Annotated in this window: 19 protein-coding genes and 1 riboswitch; of the genes, 14 read left to right on the top strand and 5 right to left on the bottom strand. The window is 34.1% G+C overall.

The window, feature by feature from the left end; all coding sequences use genetic code 11:
• Positions 1-269: 269 nt before the first annotated feature.
• From CBF36_RS12295 to CBF36_RS08295, 3 genes are all read right to left on the bottom strand, one after another.
• Entirely contained in the window at positions 270-419 is a 150-nt protein-coding gene (locus CBF36_RS12295; protein WP_165865435.1) for a hypothetical protein, read from the bottom strand.
• Positions 420-599: 180 nt separating this feature from the next.
• Positions 600-1517 (bottom strand): membrane protein insertase YidC, encoded by a 918-nt coding sequence (yidC, locus tag CBF36_RS08300; RefSeq protein WP_125957985.1) that lies wholly within the window; start codon positions 1515-1517, stop codon positions 600-602.
• Positions 1518-1609: 92 nt separating this feature from the next.
• On the bottom strand, positions 1610-1885 hold the full coding sequence (locus CBF36_RS08295; protein ID WP_125957984.1) for an acylphosphatase: 276 nt from the start codon (positions 1883-1885) through the stop codon (positions 1610-1612).
• A 117-nt stretch (positions 1886-2002) separates the two neighbouring features.
• Between CBF36_RS08295 and CBF36_RS08290 the strand changes: the two genes are divergently transcribed.
• The 14 genes from CBF36_RS08290 to CBF36_RS08225 all read left to right on the top strand — a co-directional run bounded on the left by CBF36_RS08290 (position 2003) and on the right by CBF36_RS08225 (position 20227).
• A complete protein-coding gene (locus CBF36_RS08290) occupies positions 2003-2761 on the top strand; it encodes a TrmH family RNA methyltransferase (RefSeq protein ID WP_125957983.1) in 759 nt (252 codons plus the stop codon).
• 114 nt (positions 2762-2875) lie between these two features.
• Complete coding sequence (locus tag CBF36_RS08285; RefSeq protein ID WP_125957982.1) at positions 2876-3376, top strand: HD domain-containing protein; 501 nt, start codon at positions 2876-2878, stop codon at positions 3374-3376.
• An 83-nt stretch (positions 3377-3459) separates the two neighbouring features.
• Positions 3460-3786: a winged helix-turn-helix transcriptional regulator gene (locus CBF36_RS08280; protein ID WP_125957981.1), complete on the top strand. Its 327-nt coding sequence runs from the start codon at positions 3460-3462 to the stop codon at positions 3784-3786.
• 300 nt (positions 3787-4086) lie between these two features.
• A complete protein-coding gene (gene pheS, locus CBF36_RS08275; RefSeq protein WP_125957980.1) occupies positions 4087-5133 on the top strand; it encodes a phenylalanine--tRNA ligase subunit alpha in 1047 nt (348 codons plus the stop codon).
• Positions 5134-5139: 6 nt separating this feature from the next.
• Complete coding sequence (gene pheT / locus CBF36_RS08270) at positions 5140-7566, top strand: phenylalanine--tRNA ligase subunit beta (protein ID WP_125957979.1); 2427 nt, start codon at positions 5140-5142, stop codon at positions 7564-7566.
• A gap of 123 nt (positions 7567-7689) precedes the next feature.
• Positions 7690-9108 carry a DUF1958 domain-containing protein gene (locus CBF36_RS08265; protein ID WP_125957978.1) on the top strand — a complete coding sequence of 473 codons (1419 nt, stop codon included), beginning with the start codon at positions 7690-7692 and terminating at the stop codon, positions 9106-9108.
• Between the two features lie 31 nt (positions 9109-9139).
• Complete coding sequence (locus CBF36_RS08260) at positions 9140-9988, top strand: aldo/keto reductase (RefSeq protein WP_125957977.1); 849 nt, start codon at positions 9140-9142, stop codon at positions 9986-9988.
• Between the two features lie 63 nt (positions 9989-10051).
• Positions 10052-11584 (top strand): cardiolipin synthase, encoded by a 1533-nt coding sequence (gene cls, locus CBF36_RS08255; protein WP_125957976.1) that lies wholly within the window; start codon positions 10052-10054, stop codon positions 11582-11584.
• Between the two features lie 34 nt (positions 11585-11618).
• Complete coding sequence (locus CBF36_RS08250; RefSeq protein WP_125957975.1) at positions 11619-12767, top strand: cysteine desulfurase family protein; 1149 nt, start codon at positions 11619-11621, stop codon at positions 12765-12767.
• 59 nt (positions 12768-12826) lie between these two features.
• Entirely contained in the window at positions 12827-13168 is a 342-nt protein-coding gene (locus CBF36_RS08245; protein WP_125957974.1) for a cysteine desulfurase, read from the top strand.
• Between the two features lie 141 nt (positions 13169-13309).
• Positions 13310-14449, top strand: coding sequence for a tRNA 2-thiouridine(34) synthase MnmA (gene mnmA, locus CBF36_RS08240; protein WP_125957991.1), 1140 nt, complete (start codon positions 13310-13312; stop codon positions 14447-14449).
• Between the two features lie 55 nt (positions 14450-14504).
• Positions 14505-14677, top strand: a riboswitch (M-box (ykoK) riboswitch).
• A 387-nt stretch (positions 14678-15064) separates the two neighbouring features.
• Entirely contained in the window at positions 15065-17707 is a 2643-nt protein-coding gene (mgtA, locus tag CBF36_RS08235; protein ID WP_125957990.1) for a magnesium-translocating P-type ATPase, read from the top strand.
• 137 nt (positions 17708-17844) lie between these two features.
• Positions 17845-18231, top strand: a complete 387-nt coding sequence (locus tag CBF36_RS08230; RefSeq protein WP_125957973.1) for a DUF1033 family protein — start codon at positions 17845-17847, stop codon at positions 18229-18231.
• Entirely contained in the window at positions 18152-20227 is a 2076-nt protein-coding gene (locus CBF36_RS08225) for a DNA topoisomerase 3 (protein ID WP_125957972.1), read from the top strand. The genes CBF36_RS08230 and CBF36_RS08225 overlap by 80 nt, the downstream gene beginning before the upstream one ends.
• Before the next feature lie 52 nt (positions 20228-20279).
• On the opposite strand, the gene CBF36_RS08220 is transcribed toward CBF36_RS08225, so the two are convergent.
• Both CBF36_RS08220 and CBF36_RS08215 read right to left on the bottom strand, forming a co-directional pair.
• Complete coding sequence (locus CBF36_RS08220; RefSeq protein WP_125957971.1) at positions 20280-21017, bottom strand: amino acid ABC transporter ATP-binding protein; 738 nt, start codon at positions 21015-21017, stop codon at positions 20280-20282.
• A complete protein-coding gene (locus CBF36_RS08215) occupies positions 21018-22463 on the bottom strand; it encodes an amino acid ABC transporter substrate-binding protein/permease (protein WP_125957970.1) in 1446 nt (481 codons plus the stop codon).
• Positions 22464-22542: the final 79 nt, after the last annotated feature.

Raw genomic sequence — 22542 nt, 5'->3', positions numbered from 1 at the left:
CAAAACTATAAATATAGAATTTTACTTAGTTTTCAAGGTAAATAAATAAGCAACGAAAACCTGTTGTCTTTCGTTGCTTAAATTCACTAAATTTTACTCATCCACATCATTTGACGGAGAGCCAAAAATATTAGAAGGATATATGAACAAGATGGAGAAAAAAACAAAGCTTATTTTTTACGCAATAAAATAAGCATTTACCATTAATAGTCATTAAAAGGTAAATGCTCTTCAGTACGAACTGGTGTCATCCATTAGGTCGTTACTCCTTATGCAATTTTTTGTAATTCATGTACTGCGTTTTGAATAGTTGTACCTGTAGCCACTTTACTTTCATCATCTTTTAGAAAAACGATAAATAAGTTTAACTCAGTGTCTAATGTTACTCGGTACTCTATTGTAGTGTTATTGAATGTCATATAGCATTCTCCTTTCTTAATCGTAACGAAAGGCAACTAAAACGTTCATAACGAAATTCCTTTTATAATTGTATCATTTTAAAAGTATTATTGCAACTAATAATTTAAAGAAAAAGATCATTAATAGAGTAACGTATAAAAAAACTGATGAAAAACAGGAAGTTTTCATCAGTTTTAGTCTTATTTTTTATTTTGTTTTCCTTGATTGCGTCCACCAGTGTTTGCATTAATCTTATTTTTCGGTGTGTTTTGTTTTGCAGGCGTTGGCTTAACAGCAGGCTTAACAACTTTCACTGGATTTTTTTCAAAATGCTCAGCAATTTCTTGTTTTACTTTTGGTTTATGATATAGGTTAGTAATCAATGATTGGATACAACTAAAGATACCGCCGATAACCCAATACAATGTCACCCCAGCAGGAGCTCTAAAAGAGAAGAAAATAATCATAAGAGGTGACATGTATGTCATCATTCTCATTTGTTTTTTCTGTTCATCACTCATGCCAATCATACTAATATAGCTTTGTAAAAAGTAACTAATACCAGCTAAGGCTACTAAAATTAAGCTAGGTTTTCCTAAGTTTATTCCAAAGAATACTGATTCAGAAATACCAGGTGTCACTTTTGCTGCAAAGAACAGAGCGGTAAAGATTGGCATTTGGATTAATAATGGTAAACAACCCATACCACCCATAATGTTGATATCATTATCCTTGTAGAATTGTTGTAACTCTTGTTGTGCTGCCATTTTTTCTTCTGGTGAAGTAGCTGTTTTCATACGTTCGTTAATAACATCCATATGAGGTTTGATAGCGGCCATTTTTTCTTGTTGAATCATTGATTTTTTCATTTGACTTAAACCAAGTGGTAAAATGATTAATCGCACAATCATCGTTAATAAGATGATTGACCAACCAAATCCTAATCCCCAGTTTTCTGCAAAGAAGGTAATCAGATGACTCATGGGTTTTACTAATAAATTATAGACGAAACCTTCGCCTGTAGGAGCACCTGTGGAGTCAGTTTTGACACATCCGGATAAAAAGATAAGCATTCCGAAAAGGCTAGAACCGATCATCCAACGTTTTAAATTTTTCATTTATTTCTTCCTTTACTATAATCTTCATAAATCTACACAAGCATTACTATATCGAATTTTTCGCTATAATTCAATTATTTTATAGAAATAATTTAAGAATAAACAACGTTAAATTTATGATGCTCTTTAAAAGTTGGCTCGAAATCAATCGAGTAGTTTGTCACTTTTCCCATCGGAGCAGGTGATTTTTTTACTTCTTCAATAAACTGTTGGACAGCTAATTTATCTCCATTTGCCTCGATGTAAACACCGCCGTCATCTAAATTACGAACGATGCCACAAACACCTAGCTCATCAGCGGCTATTTTTGTCATGTAGCGAAACGCAACACCTTGAACACGACCGTAGACGGTCATAGAAATTTTCATTCAATCACTTCCTTTGTGTTTTCTTACATCTATTATACAATTTTTAATGATAAATAAGCGAAAGAAATAAAAAATCTGATATAATAAATTCAGGATTGAGAGGAATGAATACAGATTATGAAACGAATTGAGTCATTGACAAATCAATGGGTAAAGGAAACAAAAAAATTACATAAAAAAAAATATCGAGATATAATGAATCAATATATTTTAGAAGGAGAACATTCAGTTCAAGAAGCTTTAGAGAATAAAGGGTTGATTGATTGCGTGATTACAACAGATAATGGGTTGGTAAAATATGAATCCATTATATCAAGAATATCAGAAGCGCAATTGATTGTGGTGACAGAAGGAATACTAAAGCAGTTATCTGAATTGCCAACACCACAAGAAATAATCGCGATTATGAAAAAATCAGAAGAAACAGCAGAATTCGGAGAAAAAATCTTAGTTTTGGATCATGTACAAGACCCTGGAAACGTTGGAACAATGATTCGAACAGCAGATGCAGCAGGTTTTGATCAGGTTGTATTGAGTGAAGGATGCGTGGATGTGTATCAATCAAAAGTTCAACGTGCATTACAAGGAAGTCAATTTCATGTGTCTGTTAAGACGAATGTTGTTTTAAATGATTGGCTAGAACAGGCAAAAAAACGCGATATTTTGACAGTAGCAACAGCGTTAGATGATACAGCCATGTCTTTTAAAGACTTAAATATAACAGAATCAATTGCTATTATTATGGGGAATGAAGGTCAAGGCGTGTCACAGGAAGTCTTATCACAAGTTGATAAAAAAGTGTACATTCCAATGAAAGGTCAAGCAGAATCGCTAAATGTCGCGGTTGCAGCGGGGATTGTCATGTTTCATTTTTAAATTATTATAAATTTATTAAAGTCATGTTTTTTGATATGTTTTTTGAAACATAACTGATATATTATTATCATAAAACTATTCAAAAGTGATTGTTAAGAAAGAAAGTGATTGCAAATGTCGTTAAACTGGCAAGAAGATACTGCTTACTTAGAACTTGTTGAAGATTTAATTTATACAGATGACGTTCAAAGTTTAAGAAAATATACACAACATCATTACTCAAATCGTTTGGAACATTCGATTCAAGTATCTTATAAGAGTTATAAACTCGCAAAAAAATGGGGTGGAGATGTTAGAGCAACTGCTCGAGCAGGCTTACTTCATGATTTGTTTTTCTATGATTGGCGTGAACAAAAAATGGGTGAAGGCACGCATGCTTATGTTCATCCGCGTATCGCTTTAGAAAACGCGAAAAAATTAACGGATATCTCACCTTTAGAAGAAGATATCATTATTAAGCATATGTTTGGTGCAACAATTGCTCCGCCTAAGTACAAGGAAAGTTATATTGTCACACTGGTTGATAAATATTGTGCCTGTGAAGAAGTTATTAAACCATTGTTTAAAAAAGCAAAATTAAAAGCTGTAGAATATTCTAAAGTGGTACATTTGTAAGCTGACAGATAGTATTTGTCAGCTTATTGTTTTATACTAGTAAGTATAAATGATGAAATTGGTAGTTGATGAGGGGGCAGTTTATGAATTCTTGTGAAAAAAGACAGTTTGAACTTTGTCCAAAGTTTGAAAAAACGTTTGATATGTTAGGTAAAAAATGGAATGGTTTAATTATTGATGTGTTACTAGAAGATGGGACACAACGATTTGTTGAATTAGCTAATAAAATACCAGACGTTAGTGATAGGGTGCTGGTTGAGCGTTTGAAAGAATTGGAAGAAAAGGGAATTGTGACACGAGATGAACATCCGGTAGAAAAAAAACGCATTGATTATTCTTTGACTGAAAAAGGAGAAGCGTTACGCTCTGTCATGAATGAAGTCCAAAGTTGGGGAGAAAAATGGATGTAAGAATCATCTTGACGGACCATTTTATTTCTTGTACACTTTAGACATATAGTAAAAACGTTATAGGAAACGAGTAGTTTAGTATGTTTCTCATTAGGGAGGATTGCCATAGACTGAAAGCAATCTGTGAAAAGGCTAGATGAAGTTCACTTCCTTAGTTGTTTGATTGTCAAACCGGTGATTAGCATCATCGTTAACAAATAAAGATGCTTTTAGCATAAAAATTGGATGGTACCACGAGACATCGTTCCTTTTCATTAAGGAATGGTGTCTTTTTTGTTGGATTAAGAAAGGATGAAACAAATGGAAATCAAAGAAAGATTGGAATCACTACGTAAAGATTTTATTGAAAAAATTGCGCAAGTGGAATCATTAGACCATTTAAATAGCATACGTGTTGAGGTAATGGGGAAAAAAGGAAGTATGACAGAAATTCTTCGTGGAATGAAAGATTTATCAAACGAAGAGCGACCAGTTGTCGGAAGCTTGGCTAATGAAATTAGAGATGTATTATCCACTCAAATAGATGAGAAAAAACAAGAACTTGAAGAAGAAGCCCTTAATCAAGCATTATTAAATGAAACAATCGATGTGACACTGCCAGGTAAAGTATCAAGTACTGGAACACCTCACATTTTAACGCAAGTGATGCAAGAAATTGAAGATGTCTTTTTGGGATTGGGTTACGAAATTATTGAAGGATATGAAGTAGAAAAAGATTACTATAATTTCGAACGGATGAACTTGCCGAAAGACCATCCTGCTCGTGATATGCAAGATTCATTTTATATTACAGATGACATGTTACTTCGTACGCATACGTCGCCAATTCAAGCACGTACAATGGAAAAACATGATTTTTCAAAAGCTCCACTTCGTATGATTAGTCCAGGGAAAGTTTATCGACGTGATAGTGATGATGCCACTCATAGTCATCAATTCCATCAAATTGAAGGATTAGTCGTTGATAAAAATATCACCATGGCAGATTTAAAAGGAACACTTGAAGTGTTGCTTAAAAAATTATTTGGTGAAGATCGAAATATCCGCTTGAGACCAAGTTATTTTCCATTTACAGAACCATCAGTTGAAGTAGACATTAGCTGTTTCAAATGTGGCGGATCCGGCTGTAATGTCTGTAAACATACTGGCTGGATTGAAATCCTTGGAGCAGGGATTGTGCATCCAAGTGTACTAGAAATGTCTGGAATTGATTCAAATGAATACAGTGGGTTTGCTTTTGGATTAGGACCTGATAGAGTCGCAATGTTGAAATACGGTGTCAATGATATCCGTTACTTCTATCAAAATGATGTGCGATTCTTAGAGCAATTTAAGGTAAAGGGGTAGAGAATAATGTTAGTATCATATAAATGGTTACAAGAATTAGTTGATGTGAAAGATATCGATGTTAATGACTTAGCAGATAAAATGTCTCGATCAGGTATCGAAGTAGAAGATGTAACGATTCCTGAAGAGGGACTTAAAAAAATTGTGGTGGGTGACGTCAAAGAGTGCGTCCCTCATCCAGATAGTGATCATTTATCTATTTGTCAAGTTGATGTGGGAGAAGACGATTTATATCAAATCGTTTGTGGTGCTCCAAATATAACAGCAGGTAAAAAAGTGATTGTTGCGTTACCTAACTCACGCATTGCTGGAAATGTAAAAATTAAAAAAGGTAAAATGCGTGGAGAAGTTTCTCTAGGAATGATTTGTTCATTACAAGAGTTAGGATACTCTGATAGTGTTGTGCCAAAAGAATACGCTGAAGGGATTTATTTCTTACCTGATGATGCTGTGCCAGGTCAGCCAGTCTTTTCTTATTTAGATATGGATGATGCGATTATTGAGTTATCTGTTACACCGAATAGAGCGGATGCTTTGAGCATGATTGGTGTTGGATATGAAGTGGCAGCTATTTATGATAAAGACATCATATTGCCAACTGTGACAATTAATGAAAATCCAGATGAACAAGTGGAAAACTATGTTTCAATTACATTAGATAATGAAGAAGATGTGCCATCATATGGTATGAAAATCATTAAAGATGTAACAATCAAAGAAAGCCCAATGTGGTTACAAAATCGTTTGATGAATGAGGGCATTCGACCAATTAATAATATAGTCGATGTGACAAACTATACTTTACTATTATTTGGTCAACCACAACATGCATTTGATTATGATAAATTAGCAACAAAAACAATTTCTGTTCGTCGTGCGAAAGATAAAGAATCTTTAACGACTTTAGACGGGGTAGAACGTGAATTAACAGTGGAAGATTTAGTCATTACAAATGGTGAGAAAGCCATCGCTTTAGCAGGTGTAATGGGCGGAGAAGATACTGAAATAACAAATGAAACCACAACAATCGCATTAGAAACAGCTGTTTTTAACCCAACACGAGTTCGTCGTACGGCAAGAAGATTAGCCTTATCAAGTGAATCAAGCCGTCGTTTTGAACGTGGAATTAACTGGTCAGTCATTCGCCAAGCAAGTGAATTTTCTGCTAACTTAATGGCAGAGCTAGGTGGTGGAACGATTGTTACGGGAGAAGCACTAGTAGAAACTAAGACACCGAAAGAACCAACTGTATCTATTACATTAGAAAAAATAAATCGTTCTTTAGGGACTAATCTAACAGCAATGGATGTTGAAAAGATATTCTTGCAATTAGGATTTGAAGTAGCTTTAAGTGGTGAAACATTTGATGTGACGATTCCATTAAGACGTTGGGATATTAGTATTCCTGCTGATTTACTTGAAGAAGTTGCGCGTATTTATGGTTATGATAATTTACCATCGACACTACCAAGTGGCTTTTCTTTACCAGGTAAATTAACCTTTAAACAACAAATGATTCGACATATTAGATCATTACTTGAAGGAAAAGGATTAACCGAGGCGATTAGTTATGCTTTAACCTCTCCTGAGTCAGCTGTTCAATTTAAACTAGAGTCCGATAATACGGAAGATATTGTTGAGCTTGATTTCCCAATGAGTGAAGAGCATTCAGTTTTACGTCAAAGTTTAGTCAATGGTTTGTTGAAAGATGTATCATACAACGTTGCTAGAAAAGCAAGTGGTGTGGCATTTTATGAAATTGGTCACGTATTTAATTGGTATGATAAATCAGATTTACCGAAAGAAACCACTCATTTGGCTATGGCGATGACAGGACTTTCTCGTAAAAAAGATTGGAAAGAGTCTCAAGAAGTGGTTGATTTTTATACGATGAAAGGTGTCGTAGAATCTTTAATGAGTTTCTTAGGTCTTGATAAAAAAGTCGTGTATCAACCAAACCATTCATTAAAAGAGATGCATCCAGGACGTACAGCGGATGTATTTGTTGGTGACACTCGTGTTGGTTTTGTGGGACAAGTGCATCCAAAATTATTAAAAGAAATGGACTTGAAGGAAACTTACGTTGTTGAACTTGACTTGGATCAATTATTTGAATTTGTTCCAGAAGACAATGAATACAAAGAAGTTGGAAAATACCCTTCAATTAAACGTGATATTGCTTTATTAGTTGATGAGACAGTATCACATCAGCAAATTGTCGATGTGATTGAAGCAAATGGTGGTAAAAATCTGAAATCCATTCATTTATTTGATTTATTTACCGGAGAGAAATTAGGTAAAGGTAAAAAATCACTTGCTTATTCATTAGTATTCCAAAATGATGATCAAACATTAGTGGAAGACGAAGTGGTTTCTGTTATGAATAAAATAGAAAAATCTTTAATCAATGAGTTAGGGATTGAAGTAAGATAATAGAGAAAAACAACCCGTTATGACAGTAGTTTATGGCATAATTGGTTGTTTTTTATTAAAAGAACGGAAAAATCAATAAAAATTTGTTATGATAGTGATTGATTATTATTAAAGGAGAATAGGATGGAATTAAAAAAGTTAGTGAAAGGATTATTTGTGGGAATAATCTTTTTTAGTTGTTTAGTAAGTGGTGGGAATGTTTTGGCTCAAGAGATGCCAAGTATGATGGATTTAATTAGTGAATCGGGTTTTACTGTCAATGAAGCAGATAAACCAAAAGGTGCAGTGTTAATTGATGCAAATACAGGGCAGTATTTGTGGGGAGAAAACCCTGATACGCCACATAATCCAGCAAGTATTATGAAATTAATGGTTGTTTATTTAGTTTATCAAGCGATTGAAGAAGGAAGAATCACGCTAGATACAACAGTTGAAGCCAATGAACGCTATGTGGCGATTTCTCAAATTTATCAATTAAGTAATAATAAGATTCAATTAGGTGTTTCTTATCCAGTAAGAGAATTACTAAAAATGGCTGTTGTACCTTCTTCAAATGTGGCAACGGTAATGTTAGCAGATTTGGTTGAACCAAATGCCGTAGAATTTTTAAATAAAGTGAACCAAACAGCACAAGAATTAGGCATGACAAATACGAAAATCGTCAACATTACGGGTGCAGAAATCGGTGCGTTTCATGGATTATATGCGTCAGAAGGCGTTGACACATCAACCTTAGAAGTCGATGCATCCAATACAACAACAGCAAGAGATTTAGCAACATTTACTTATTTTTTACTATCAAAATATCCTGATGTTTTAACTATCACTAATTCACCAAAAGTGACATCAATGCCTGGAACACCATTTGAAGAAACATTTGATACGTATAATTATTCGCTGCCAGGATTAGAATATTCTTATGAAGGGGTGGATGGATTAAAAACAGGTTCGAGTCCATCTGGTGGATTTAACATTGATATGACAGCAAAAAAAGGAGAGTTACGTTTAATTGCCATCGTGTTAGGTGTAGGTGATTGGTCAGATCAAACTGGCGAATATAAACGACATCCTTTTGCCAATGCTATGTTAAATTATGGTTTTAATCATTATGAATACAAAAATATTTTAGAGACTGGTGAACATGAAATAGACGATAAAATTATTATGACAGATAAACCGCTATACGATATAGTGAAAAAGGATGAACCTTATACGTTGAGTTTAGCTGATGGCAATGTACTTGTTGATAATGGACTAGAAAAAATTTCAGCGACTATTCCAGTAGTGAAAGTGTCATATAAAGAAAAAGAAGAAGAACATCCTGTTAAAAAAGCATTAAAAAATACACCAGTTGAATCAATCGCATCAAACATTCCAACAACGCAATCTGAGTGGTTACAGACAGTAAAACGATTTTGGAAAGAACTAGCCATTGGTTTTTGTAGCCTAATTTTTTTACTATTTTTAATAATATGGTATATTAGAAAAAGAAACCAACGAAAAAGAATGAAGGCGAGAGTAAAACGACAATCTCGTAGATGATTTTCGTTCAAAAATAAGGGAGGATGTAATGATGACAGAACAGACTTACTATACTCTAAAAAATGGCAACAAAATTCCAGTAGTGGGATTTGGTACGTGGCAAGCAGAAAATGGAGAAGTAGCCAAGCAAGCTGTAAAATCTGCGTTAGAAGCAGGGTATCGCCACATTGATACAGCAATGATTTATGGAAATGAAGCAAGTGTTGGAGAAGCAATTAAAGAAAGTGGCATTGCACGTGAAGAGTTATTTATAACCACAAAATTGTGGAATAAAGATCACTCATATGAAAAAGCCAAACAAGCTATTAATGATTCGTTGGAGAAATTGAATCTAGATTATTTGGATTTATACTTAATTCACTGGCCTAACCCAGTTGATTATCGTGAAAAGTGGCAACAAGCAAACGCTGATGCTTGGAGAGCGATGGAAGAAGCTGTTGAAGAGGGAAAAATAAAAAATATAGGGGTGTCTAATTTTTTACCACATCACCTAAAAGCATTAGAGGAAAGTGCGACAATCCAACCAGTGATTAATCAAATCTATCTCAATCCTAGTGATCAACAAAAAGTGATTGTTGATTATTGTAAAAATAAAGGCATTGTTCTAGAGGCATATAGTCCTTTAGGAACAGGAGATATCTTTAAATTAAAAGAATTAGAAGAAATTGCCGATTCACATAATAAAACTGTCGCACAAGTTGTGTTGCGTTGGTCACTTCAAAAAGGATTTTTACCTCTTCCTAAGTCTGTCACACCAAGTCGAATTAAAGAAAACATTGAACTATTTGACTTTGAATTATCTGAATTTGATATGGGACTTATTGATGCTTTACAAGGAAAAGCTGGTCAGGCAAGAAATCCGGATGACGTTACCTTTTAAAAGGCTCTCTAAAAAAGAGCCTTTTTCTTCATTTAAAAAAGATGAGTAGATTGGGAGAGATGGATGGAAAAGTTATTAAAAGTTATTTCAAATAGAGCAGTTATTATCGTGTTATTAATTCTTATTCAATTAGGAGTATTATTTGCTATAGTGTTTAGATTTCAACATTTTTTTGTTTACTTTTATACATTTTATTTGTTAATTTCTAGTTCAGTTATTATAAAAATTATCAATAGTCGTAGTAATCCAGCTTATAAGATTGCTTGGATTATTCCAATTATGTTGATTCCAATTTTTGGAACGGTGATTTATTTAGTGTTTGGTCGTGTTCGTTTTAGTAAAAAAGAAAAGATGAAAATGGCAATGGTTCAAGAAAGAGAACAACGTGCTAATGAACAAACAGTTGCTAAAGCAACCATAACAGATGGAAACCAAAATGCGGTTATACAATCCAATTATTTAAGTAAACATGGAGAGGCTTCGTTGTTTGAACATACAACGAGTGAGTATTTTCCATTAGGAGAGCAAGCTTTTGAAGCAATGATTGAAGATTTAGAAAAAGCGGAAAAATATATTTTTATGGAATATTTTATCGTTCATGAAGGACAAATGTGGAATACAATACTTGATATTATGATAAAAAAAGCCAGAGCTGGCGTAGATGTTCGTTTTATTTATGATGATTTTGGGTGTTTATTTACTTTACCTCATGGATATGAGAAAAAATTACGAGAAGAAGGAATCAAATGCTGTGTATTTAATCCGTTTATTCCAGTATTATCTCCTATCTTTAATAATCGAAATCACCGAAAAATTACCGTGATTGATGGAAAAGTCGCCTATACTGGTGGGATTAATTTAGCGGATGAATACATCAATACAGTTGAGCGTTTTGGTCATTGGAAAGACAATTCAATCAAAATGGTTGGTGAAGCCGCTTGGGGATTTTCATTGTTATTCTTATCTATGTGGGACTTTATCAACTCAACTGAAAGTAACGTAGAACAATTTATGCCAACTTATGCACCAGGTGAGTTACCAAAAAGCAAGGGGTATTATCAACCATATGTTGACTCGCCATTTGATAAAGAAACCGTTGGAATGAACGTTTATTTAAATTTAATTAACCGTGCGACAGAGTATGTTTATTTTACAACCCCTTATTTAGTCATTGATAATCTATTGATGGAAGCGTTATGTAACGCGGCTAAAGGTGGTGTAGATGTAAGGATTATTACCCCACATATTCCTGATAAATGGTATGTTCATGCTGTGACCAAATCAAATTATGCTCAACTGATTGAAGCAGGAGTAAAAATATATGAATACACACCAGGATTTATTCATTCTAAAACCTGTGTGGTGGATGGAGAATATGCAACCGTTGGAACAGTGAATTTGGACTATCGTAGTTTATTTTTACATTTTGAATGTGGTGTATGGATGTATCAAACGAATGGTGTCGAAGCCGTGTTACAAGATCATCTGCAAACAGAAAATTTAAGTCAATTAATAACATTAGAAGAAGCAAGAAACGTGTCATTCCCTAAAAAAGTTGTACGGGCGTGTTTATCCGTTTTTGCCCCGCTATTGTAATAACAAAAAGATAGAAAATGAGAGAGTGAGAACTATGCAAGCAGTTTATTTAGACCACGCAGCAACAACCCCGATGGCTCCTGAAGTGATTGAGGAAATGACACGAATTATGTCATCAACATTTGGTAATCCATCTAGTGTCCATCAATTCGGTAGACAAGCAGAGTTTGAGTTAGATTTAGCGCGTGAGACCATCGCGGAGTCAATCGGTGCACTACCAAGAGAAATAGTCTTTAATGGTGGAGGGTCTGAAGGAGATAATACAGTGTTACTTGATGTTTCGAAACAAATGAAACATCAAGGGAATCATATCATTACCACTAATGTTGAGCATTCTGCGGTGATTAAACCATTAAAAACATTAATGGAACAAGGATTTGATGTGACTTTTTTACCGGTAGACAAAACTGGTAAAGTCACCGTGGAACAAATTAAAGAAGCTTTGACCCCTGAAACCATATTAGTGTCCATAATGTATGGAAATAATGAAATTGGAACATTGAATCCAATTAAAGAGATTGGTCAGTTACTTCACTCAGAAAATATTTTATTCCATACAGATGCGGTACAAGCATTTGGTAGTGAAGTAATAGATGTGAATGATTTGTTCGTTGATTATTTGACTATCTCTGCTCATAAAATTAATGGCCCTAAAGGAGTAGGGTTTACTTATATTCGTTCGACTAAACCAACGCCTGTCTTAATACAAGGTGGCGACCAAGAAGAAAAAAGACGAGCAGGAACCGAAAATCTTGCTGGAATAGTGGGATTAAAAACAGCTGTATCACTATTAACGCCAGAGAAAAAAGAAACCAATAAAGAAAAATATTTTATTTTTGAAAAAACAATTTTAGAAATGCTTGATGAAGCAGGTATTGAGTATGTTATTAATGGCGATTTATCTAATAAATTACCTCATATTTTAAATATTTGGTTTAAAAATGTGCCAAATCATGTACTGTTATCACGATTAGATTTGGCTGGTTTTGCCATTTCGATTGGCTCTGCTTGTAGTGCAGGAGATGTGAAACCCTCACGAGTGATAGAAGCGATTCATCCTGATGAGTTAGTAGCTGCAAAAGAATCTGTTCGAATTAGTTTTGGTCAAGGGGTAACAGAAGATAACATTGGTGATTTTTCACAAAGATTAGTAGCAACGATTCAATCAATTTTGAAAAAATAGTTGGTATTTGTAAACAGATTCATTATAATGTAAGTATCAACTTTATTAGGGGGATAAATATGTCATTTTTAGAAAAGGCAACAGTGGAAGGGTGCCCACAATTTTATAAAATAAATCCAAAAGCACGAACTTATACATTTAAAGATTATGGGTTTCAAGTGACGTCTTCAGGTAACTTACAACTTGCTAGACCATTAGATATTTCACCACAAGCTAAACAAAGTCCAAAATTAAAAATTACTGTGGCAAAAGATTTGAAGACTTTAAAAATGTCTTTAACAACTGCTAATGGATTGAAAGCAATCAATATCTTTAAATCAGATGACCAAAAGGATAAACAAGAACAATTTTATTACATTATGGAAGATTTAATGTCTTTTGATTGCCTTGAAAAAGCGTAAAACCTTAAAAGAATTGTCATATGACAGTTCTTTTTTTGTGTCAAAGAGATGATTTTATCAAGTAAAAACGATATAATATAATAACTGAAAAAAATACGACCTTCAAATCGTAGTAGGTTTTCAGAATCTATAAAAGAAATGATGGTGAGAAATTTGACAGATAATAGTCAAATTAAAGTAGTAGTTGGTATGAGTGGTGGTGTGGATTCATCCGTTACAGCCCTGATACTTAAGGAACAAGGGTATGATGTTGTCGGTGTTTTTATGAAAAACTGGGATGATACGGATGAAAATGGTGTTTGTACAGCAACAGAAGATTATAAAGATGTCGCAAAAGTAGCCAATCAAATTGGTATCCCATATTACTCTGTGAATTTTGAGAAAGAATATTGGGACCGCGTATTTGAATATTTCTTAGCTGAATACAAACGTGGTAGAACACCAAACCCCGATGTCATGTGTAATAAAGAAATTAAATTTAAAGCCTTTTTAGATTACGCGATGCAACTTGGAGCAGATTATGTGGCAACAGGTCATTATGCCCAAGTCGTTCGTGATGAAGAAGGCCTATCACATATGTTACGAGGTGTTGATCAAAATAAAGACCAAACTTACTTTTTAAGTCAATTATCTCAAGAACAGTTAGCTAAAACTATGTTTCCGTTAGGACATATGGAGAAAAAAGAAGTTCGTGAGATTGCTGAAAAAGCTGGACTTGCGACAGCTAAAAAGAAGGATTCAACAGGCGTTTGTTTTATCGGTGAAAAGAATTTTAAAGAATTTCTTGGAAAATATTTACCAGCTCAACCTGGAAAAATGGTAACGTTAGATGGTGATATTAAAGGAGATCATGCCGGTTTAATGTACTATACTATTGGCCAAAGACAAGGATTAGGTATTGGTGGAGGTCAAGGTGAATCAAGCGAGCCGTGGTTTGTTGTTGGAAAGGATTTAGCAACAAATACACTATATGTTGGTCAAGGATTTCATCATGAAAACTTGTATTCAACACACCTTGAAGCAAGTGAAGTTCATTTTACTGTAGATACACCAAAACCAACAGAATTTAAATGTACAGCGAAATTTAGATACAGACAACAAGATGTTGGTGTCCGTGTAATTTTGTCAGAAAATCAAACAAAAGCAACGGTTTATTTTGATGAACCAGTTAGAGCGATTACACCTGGCCAAGCCGTTGTATTTTATGATGGGATGGAGTGTTTAGGTGGCGGATTAATAGATGCAGCCTTTTTTGAAGAAAAACAACGTCAATATATTTAGTTAAAAAAAGTATTGACAGGATGTTTTTAATACGATATAGTTCATTGTGTAAGAAAAATAGATTAGTTAGGTGAGGCTCCTATACAAACATAGGCTACTGCCCAAAAATGTCGAGAGACGCCAATGGGTATAACAGAGATGATCGATATAAGGTTTTCTTTAACGTAGCTAAAGTTCATTGTAACTTTTACGTTGTATAGTGCTAAAACTCAACGATTGGATCTCACAGGTTTCTTTAATGTGTCTTTACGCCTTTCGTCGAGTTTATATGACGAAAGGCTTTTTCGCGTTTGCTAATCAAAAAAAGGAGGGATATCTGTTCTTTTAATATCATTCTTACCAATAAAATAACGAATAAAGGAGATGGAAACACATGGAAGATAGTAGTCACGGTCGAAGTTACAAGGGTCTAGAAAAGTGGAACATAGAAAAAGTTTATTATTGTCTATCTGTTTCTACCTCAGAAAGATAAGTTGATAGCTTGTAACCACTTCTCAAAAAGGACCCAATAATTAAGGGGGAATACACATGATACATACAAATTTGAGTGGCATACTCTTTTTTATGGTCGGGTGTTTCTTATGGATACAACAAGTGGGAAAGAAGGTTACAACAATGGAAAAAAAAGAAATCGCAAACTACAAATATTTTGCACAAACAAATGTAGACAAATTATTATCAGGATTTAAGACAAGTTTAAGTGGAATAAATAACAGTGAAGCAGAAGTATTAAGAGATGAGTTTGGTGAAAATGTTATTTCACATAAAAAGAAAACACCATTTATCGTCGAAGTTTTAAAAGCATATTTTACACCGTTTACGACAGTATTATTAGCATTAGCCATTATTTCGTTCATCACAGATTATGTGATTGTCCCAGCAGATGAAAAAGACTTAACCGGTGTATTAATCATTGTGGCAATGGTTGTTTTAAGTGGAACAATGACACTTGTTCAGTCAGTTAAATCAAACAATGCCGCTGAAAAGCTTAGCAATATGGTAAAAGTCACAGCAACCGTTCTTAGAAAAGGAGAAGAAGTTGAGCTTCCTATTGAAGAAATTGTCTGTGGAGATATTGTTAAATTATCAGCAGGAGACATGTTACCAGCTGACGTTCGATTGATTCGCACCAAAGATTTATTTGTTTCTCAAGCTGCGATGACAGGTGAAAGTTATCCAGTTGAGAAAAAAGATACGTTTACAATGAGAAAAAAAGACACAGAAACAGATTATGAAAATATTGCATTTATGGGAAGTAACGTGGTGAGTGGTAGTGCCATTGGACTAGTTATCGCTGTTGGAAATGGTACATTATTTGGACAAATCGCCAAAGATGTGTCCGAAAAACATACTATTACTAGTTTTGATGTTGGAATTTCAAAAACTTCTTGGTTATTAATTCGTTTTATGATGGTCATGGCTCCAACAGTATTCCTTATTAATGGTTTAACAAAAGGCGACTGGTTAGAAGCATTTCTATTTGGTTTATCAGTGGCTGTGGGATTAACGCCTGAAATGTTACCAATGATTGTGACAACTAACCTTGTAAAAGGTGCGTCAACTATGGCGAAAAAAGGAACCATCATCAAAAATTTAAATTCTATCCAAAATTTTGGTGCAATAGATGTCTTATGTACTGATAAGACAGGGACATTAACACAAGATAAAATTATTTTAGAATATCATTTAGATGTCGATGGAAAAGAAGATGACAGAGTATTAAGACATGCTTTCTTTAACAGTTATTATCAAACAGGATTAAAAAACTTAATGGATAAAGCTATTATCGAGTCAGCAGAAGAAGAATTAAATATGAATGTCAATGCTTATAAAAAAGTGGATGAAATTCCATTTGATTTCCAACGTCGTCGCATGAGTGTGGTGATTGAAGATGCTTTTGGTAAAACGCAAATGATTACTAAAGGTGCGGTTGAAGAAATGTTAGAAGTATCAAGCTATGTGGATTATCGTGGCAGTGTGGTACCTTTAACAGAGGATATCAAATCAACAATTTTAAAAACAGTGGATGAATTAAATGAAGATGGATTAAGAGTTATTGCAGTAGCTCAAAAAACAAACCCAAGTGTTGTTGGTGAGTTTTCAATAAAAGATGAAAGTGATATGGTCTTAATTGGTTACCTTGCTTTCCTTGATCCACCAAAAGAAACAACAAAAGATGCATTAAAAGCATTAAAAGAACATGGAGTTGGCGTTAAAGTATTGACAGGAGATAATGCTTTAGTGACAAAATCTGTTTGCAAACAAGTGGGATTAGAGGACGAAGAATTAATTACTGGTTCTGAGATTTCTCGTATGAATGATGTGGAATTAAAAGTCATTGCAGAAAAATATAACATTTTTGTGAAATTAACACCGTCACAAAAAACACGATTAGTGAAAGTATTACGCGACGCAGGCCACACAGTTGGTTTTATGGGTGATGGAATTAACGATGCACCAGCGATGAAAGAAGCTGATGTTGGTATTTCAGTAGATACTGCGGTTGATATTGCAAAAGAAAGTGCAGATGTTATTCTATTAGAAAAAGATTTAATGGTTTTAGAACGTGGTATTTTAGCAGGTCGTACAACGTTTGGTAATATTATGAAATACGTAAAAATGACAGCTAGTTCAAATTTTGGTAATATGTTCTCTGTTGTTGTGGCAAGTATTTTCTTACCATTTTTACCAATGCTACCTATTCAATTACTATTCTTGAATTTAATTTATGATATTTCATGTATGTCAATTCCATGGGATAATATGGACGCAGAATACTTAGAAGAACCTAAAAAATGGGATGCAAGTCGTATTGGGTCATTTATGAAGTGGCTTGGACCTACCAGTTCAGTTTTTGATATTACAACTTATGCGTTAATGTATTTTGTGATTTGTCCTGCAGTTGTTGGGGGCTCTTATCACACATTAGGAGCAGAACAACAAGCGTTATTTATTGCGGTATTCCATGCAGGTTGGTTTGTTGAGTCATTATGGTCTCAAACACTTGTTATTCACACATTAAGAACACCAAAATTACCATTCATTCAAAGTAGAGCGTCATTTATTTTAACAACTATTACATCAATTGGGATTGCAATTGGGTCATTCTTACCATTTACAGCATTTGGTCAAGATTTAGGATTAATGCCATTACCAGGACAATATTGGGGATACCTAGGATTGACAATTGTTGCTTATTTAATGCTTGTAATGGTTATCAAAAAAATCTATGTGAAACGCTTTGGTGAGTTATTATAATAATATTTTAAAAAGAAACAGGTGAAAACTTGTTTCTTTTTTTTCTACAGGATAAAATAGATAAGTCATAAGATTTGTCAATTTAGATATTTTCACATAGTCTATAAGTAAAGTGTAATAGAAGGGCGGACAAATAGATGTATCAAGTTATTCAGACTTATAGTGAAGATGAGCCTTGGTGGTTTTTTGAAGAATGGGAAAAAAGTATAAAATCAGAAGTTGTATTTGATAAGTTTCATGATGCAGAAAAGGAATTCATGAAACAATATGATGATTTAAAACATCAGTATGAAGAAGTAAAATGTAAAGACCCATATTTAGTCGCCTTTTGGAACGAAGAAGAATACATTTATTGTGAAGATTGCGATGAAGATTTACAAGCGTATAAAGGATTAATGCTTGTAAGTAACTACAAAAAAATTGATTTAGGAGATAATAATTCAAATGAAGCAACTGGTAATAGCAGAAAAACCAAGTGTTGCCAGAGATTTAGCCAAAGTGCTAGGGGCAACCAAAAAAACTAAAAATTATATTGAAGGTGACAACGTAATCGTCACATGGGCTTTGGGGCATTTGTTAGGGTTAAAAATGCCTGAAGATTATAACAAAGATTGGGCAGAGTGGAATATGAACACTCTACCTATGATTCCTGAACGTGTGGGAATCAAGCCGCTTCCTAAGACTCGTCCACAATTAAAAGCGATTAGTCAATTAGCCAATCGAAAAGATGTATCTGAAGCAATTATTGCAACAGATGCTGGACGTGAAGGAGAATTAGTCGCGCGTTGGATTTTACAGTATGTTAAATTTAAAAAACCGGTGAAGCGTTTATGGATTTCTTCTCAAACAGATAAAGCCATTAAACAAGGATTCAAGCAATTAAAACCTAGTAAAGAATACGACAATTTATATTATTCAGCTGTCGCTCGTGCTGAAGCAGATTGGTTGGTTGGACTTAATGTGACACGTGCTTTGACAGTGAAATATAAAGATAGTTTATCAGCAGGACGTGTTCAAACACCAACACTTGCCATGGTTAGAAAGCAAGAAGAGGTCGTTGAAAAATTTAGACCAGAAACCTATTTTACACTAGATGCCGAATACGATGGTATTGTTGGTCATTTAGACTTGAAAAATCCTCGTCAATACAAAGAACGTGAGCAATTAGAACAACTAGTCACATCATTTGATGGGAAATCATTAATTGTAGAGGATGTTCAAGTTAAAGAAAAAACAGAGCACGCACCACTTCCATATGATTTAACAGAAATTCAACGTGAAGCTAATCAACGTTACCAATATTCAGCTAAAAAAACGTTATCGATTATTCAACGCCTTTATGAAACACATAAAGTGGTCACTTATCCAAGAACAGACTCAAAACATTTAACAACTGATATGAAATCAACGATGAAAGAGCGATTAATTGCTGTAACACAGTTATCACCAGAACTAGTAAAACGTTTAGTTAAAGATGGTGCAGTAGTGAAACAGCAAAAAGTATTCCAAAATGCGAAAGTAACGGATCATCATGGATTGATTCCAACTGAACAATCAGCTCGACTTGAAAAACTAGACAACGATGAAATGAAAATTTATCGTATGATTGTGGAACGTTTCTTAGGACTATTTTTACCACCGTATAAAGTATCGATTGAAACCATTACAGCGAAAGTGGAACAATCAACCTTTGTGTTTAAGCAACAACGTGTCATTGAATCAGGTTGGAAACAAACAGAAGATATCGCAAAACAGTCTGTTGTGTTTAAAAAAGGAATGGCGATTAAAGCGATTTATAAAATAAATAAACAACTGACAACCCCTCCTAATCCCTTATCAGAAGGCACACTTTTAGGTAAAATGGAGAAACATAATCTAGGAACACCTGCAACACGTGCCGAGATTATTGAGAAATTAATTAGCTCAGATTTGATTGAACGCCAAACTAATCGCTTAGTGGTGACTGCAAAAGGAAAACAATTATTGCAGTTGGTTAACCCGTCTCTTGTGACACCAGAGTTAACACAAAAATGGGAACTGTCTTTAGAAAAAATAGCGAATGGTCAATTAAAACATCAATCTTTTATTAAAGACATTGAAAAAGAGACCACTCGTTTGGTTAAAGAAATTAAAATGAGTGAAGAAAAGTATGTGGATCATTCATTAACTAATAAAACATGCCCAGATTGTGGTAGTCAATTAAAAGAGAAAAATACAAGAGATGGCAAAATTTATGTCTGCAGCAGTGACACCTGTCACTACAAACGACGTAAAGATCCAAAAGTCTCGAATAAACGCTGTCCACAATGTAAGAAGAAAATGATGATTTTAGAAAATAAAAATGGGTCATATTTCAAATGTGGCGGCTGTCAATACACTGAAAAAATGCAAAGCGGCTCAAAAGGTAAGAAAAAAATCTCGAAACATGAAGAAAGAAAATTGATTAAAAAATACAATCAAGCAGAAGAGATGGAAAGTCCACTTGCGGCAGCTTTAAAAGCAGCAATGAAAGAGGATTAAATCAAAAAAGGAATGACACAAGGTTACATTACCTTACTGTCATTCCTTTTTCTTATATGTTTAATACTTTGTTTAAGAAATCTTTTGTTCGCTCATGTTGAGGGTGCTCAAAGACTTGCTCTGGTGATCCATCTTCTAAGAAATTTCCACCATCAATGAACATCACACGATTGGCTACTTCTTTAGCAAATCCCATCTCGTGTGTCACAATCACCATTGTCATCCCTTGTTCAGCGAGTTCTTTCATGACATTTAGCACATCACCAACCATCTCAGGGTCAAGAGCAGACGTAGGTTCATCAAACAACATGATATCTGGATTCATAGCTAATGCTCTAGCGATTGCCACACGTTGTTTTTGTCCACCTGATAAGGATGAAGGGTAGCTATCTTTTTTATCAGCTAATCCAACTGATTCAAGTAAACTAACGGCTTTTTTTTCCGCTTCGTCTTTTGATAATTTACCTAAATCAACAGGTGCTAAGGTCACGTTTTCTAAAATGGTTAAGTGAGGGAAAAGATTAAAATGTTGGAATACCATCCCAATATGTTGACGTACTTTATTGATGTTGGTATTTTTATCTGTTAGATTTGTACCGTCTATAATAATATTTCCACTCGTAATTTCTTCTAATTGGTTTAAACAACGTAAAAACGTGCTTTTACCTGAACCAGATGGGCCAATAATACAGACAACATCGCCTTTTTTAATGGATACATTGATGTCATTTAGAACAGTATGTTCATCATATTTTTTAACCAGATGTTCTACTAATATTTTTTCAGCCATCTATTTCACCTTCTTTTCTAAAATTTTTGCTAATTTAGTTAGTGCAGTGATTAAAATCAAATAAATTAATGCGATGGTAAAGTAAACCATCGTACTTTGTAAATTTCTTGCTACGATGATTTTTCCAGCTTGTAACAATTCGATTAACCCAATGGCAGACAAAATCGTGGTATCTTTTAAAGAGATAACAAATTGGTTAACAAATGATGGAATCATTATTTTGATTGCTTGTGGTAAAATAATTTTTTGCATGGTTCTATGATAAGAAAGTCCCAAACTTCTGGATGCTTCCATTTGACCAGCAGGAACAGCATTGATTCCTCCACGCACAATTTCAGATAGATAAGCACTTGAGTTAAGTGTCAAGGTAATAATACCAGCTAAAAAGACAGGAATATTAAAGCCTAAGATACCTGGCATACCAAAGTAAATAAAGAAAGCTAGTACCATTAGTGGAATACCACGGATAATGTCAACATAGATTGTGGCAATGATTCTTAAAGCTTTAGAAGGAGAGACGCTAAATAATCCAATAATAATCCCAATAATTAAAGCTAAAATAAATGAGATTAAAGTTAATTTAATGGTCATCCATAAACCGTTTAATAAGCTTTTCCAGTTATTTTTAATCATACCAGCAAAACTTGTTTCATCTACTGCAGTTTCTTCAGTACTTGTATCTTGACCTGATGAAATGTATTTGTCGATAATTTTATCGTACTCACCAGACGCTTTTAGATTTTTTAAACCTGCATTGAATTTTTCTAATAATTCTTGATTTTGCCCTTTTTTAACAGCAAATCCATAGGCACTACCTGTTTCTTTTTCTCCAACTAATTCAAGTGCTTGGCCATTTGTAATGGCATATCCAAGTACTGGATAATCGTCAAAAATGGCGACTGTTTCACCGTTTTCTAGCGATTTATAAAGGCCGGTAGCATCATCGAAGTTTTTTATTGTGTAGCCATACTTTTTTTGATTTTTTTCTAAGAAAGCAGCACTTTCAGTCCCCACTTTGGCAGCAACTGTCTTTCCTTTTAAATCATCATAACTTTTGATAGAAGTGTTTCCTTTTTTAACAGCCATTGAAATGCCACTATCAAAATAAGGATCAGAGAAATCAAATGATTTTTTTCTCTCGTCTGTGATGCTCATACCAGCTACCATACCATCAACTTGGTTTGATTGAACAGCTTGTACAGCACTATCAAATCCTAGAGGTTTCAAATCAACTTTAAATCCTTGGTCTTTTGCGATGGCGTTGATTAAATCAACATCAATCCCTATATAAGTTCCGCTAGAATTTTGATACTCAAAAGGAGCAAACGTTAAGTCAGTCCCGATTGTATAAGTTTTTTCCTCTGCTTTTACGTTAACTCCGAAAGCTAAAACAATCATGGAAGTTAGTAAAGCAATGAATGAAAATAAAGAATATTTATTTTTCATAAAGTTTCTCCTTTTTTCTGTTTTTTTCATTATAATTTAAAGAAATAGAAAAACACAAATTTTATGTCAGATTATCTAA

Origin of the sequence: Vagococcus bubulae (genome assembly GCF_003950315.1) — a bacterium.
Classification (GTDB): domain Bacteria; phylum Bacillota; class Bacilli; order Lactobacillales; family Vagococcaceae; genus Vagococcus; species Vagococcus bubulae.
Note: the sequence above shows the minus strand (reverse complement) of the source record. Positions and strands in the feature narration are given on the sequence as shown.

Coding starts and splice junctions, on each gene's coding strand:
- CBF36_RS12295 (WP_165865435.1), bottom strand. CDS start 419: ATGACATTCAATAACACTACAATAGAGTACCGAGTAACATTAGACACT.
- yidC (WP_125957985.1), bottom strand. CDS start 1,517: ATGAAAAATTTAAAACGTTGGATGATCGGTTCTAGCCTTTTCGGAATG.
- CBF36_RS08295 (WP_125957984.1), bottom strand. CDS start 1,885: ATGAAAATTTCTATGACCGTCTACGGTCGTGTTCAAGGTGTTGCGTTT.
- CBF36_RS08290 (WP_125957983.1), top strand. CDS start 2,003: ATGAAACGAATTGAGTCATTGACAAATCAATGGGTAAAGGAAACAAAA.
- CBF36_RS08285 (WP_125957982.1), top strand. CDS start 2,876: ATGTCGTTAAACTGGCAAGAAGATACTGCTTACTTAGAACTTGTTGAA.
- CBF36_RS08280 (WP_125957981.1), top strand. CDS start 3,460: ATGAATTCTTGTGAAAAAAGACAGTTTGAACTTTGTCCAAAGTTTGAA.
- pheS (WP_125957980.1), top strand. CDS start 4,087: ATGGAAATCAAAGAAAGATTGGAATCACTACGTAAAGATTTTATTGAA.
- pheT (WP_125957979.1), top strand. CDS start 5,140: ATGTTAGTATCATATAAATGGTTACAAGAATTAGTTGATGTGAAAGAT.
- CBF36_RS08265 (WP_125957978.1), top strand. CDS start 7,690: ATGGAATTAAAAAAGTTAGTGAAAGGATTATTTGTGGGAATAATCTTT.
- CBF36_RS08260 (WP_125957977.1), top strand. CDS start 9,140: ATGACAGAACAGACTTACTATACTCTAAAAAATGGCAACAAAATTCCA.
- cls (WP_125957976.1), top strand. CDS start 10,052: ATGGAAAAGTTATTAAAAGTTATTTCAAATAGAGCAGTTATTATCGTG.
- CBF36_RS08250 (WP_125957975.1), top strand. CDS start 11,619: ATGCAAGCAGTTTATTTAGACCACGCAGCAACAACCCCGATGGCTCCT.
- CBF36_RS08245 (WP_125957974.1), top strand. CDS start 12,827: ATGTCATTTTTAGAAAAGGCAACAGTGGAAGGGTGCCCACAATTTTAT.
- mnmA (WP_125957991.1), top strand. CDS start 13,310: ATGGTGAGAAATTTGACAGATAATAGTCAAATTAAAGTAGTAGTTGGT.
- mgtA (WP_125957990.1), top strand. CDS start 15,065: ATGGAAAAAAAAGAAATCGCAAACTACAAATATTTTGCACAAACAAAT.
- CBF36_RS08230 (WP_125957973.1), top strand. CDS start 17,845: ATGTATCAAGTTATTCAGACTTATAGTGAAGATGAGCCTTGGTGGTTT.
- CBF36_RS08225 (WP_125957972.1), top strand. CDS start 18,152: ATGAAGCAACTGGTAATAGCAGAAAAACCAAGTGTTGCCAGAGATTTA.
- CBF36_RS08220 (WP_125957971.1), bottom strand. CDS start 21,017: ATGGCTGAAAAAATATTAGTAGAACATCTGGTTAAAAAATATGATGAA.
- CBF36_RS08215 (WP_125957970.1), bottom strand. CDS start 22,463: ATGAAAAATAAATATTCTTTATTTTCATTCATTGCTTTACTAACTTCC.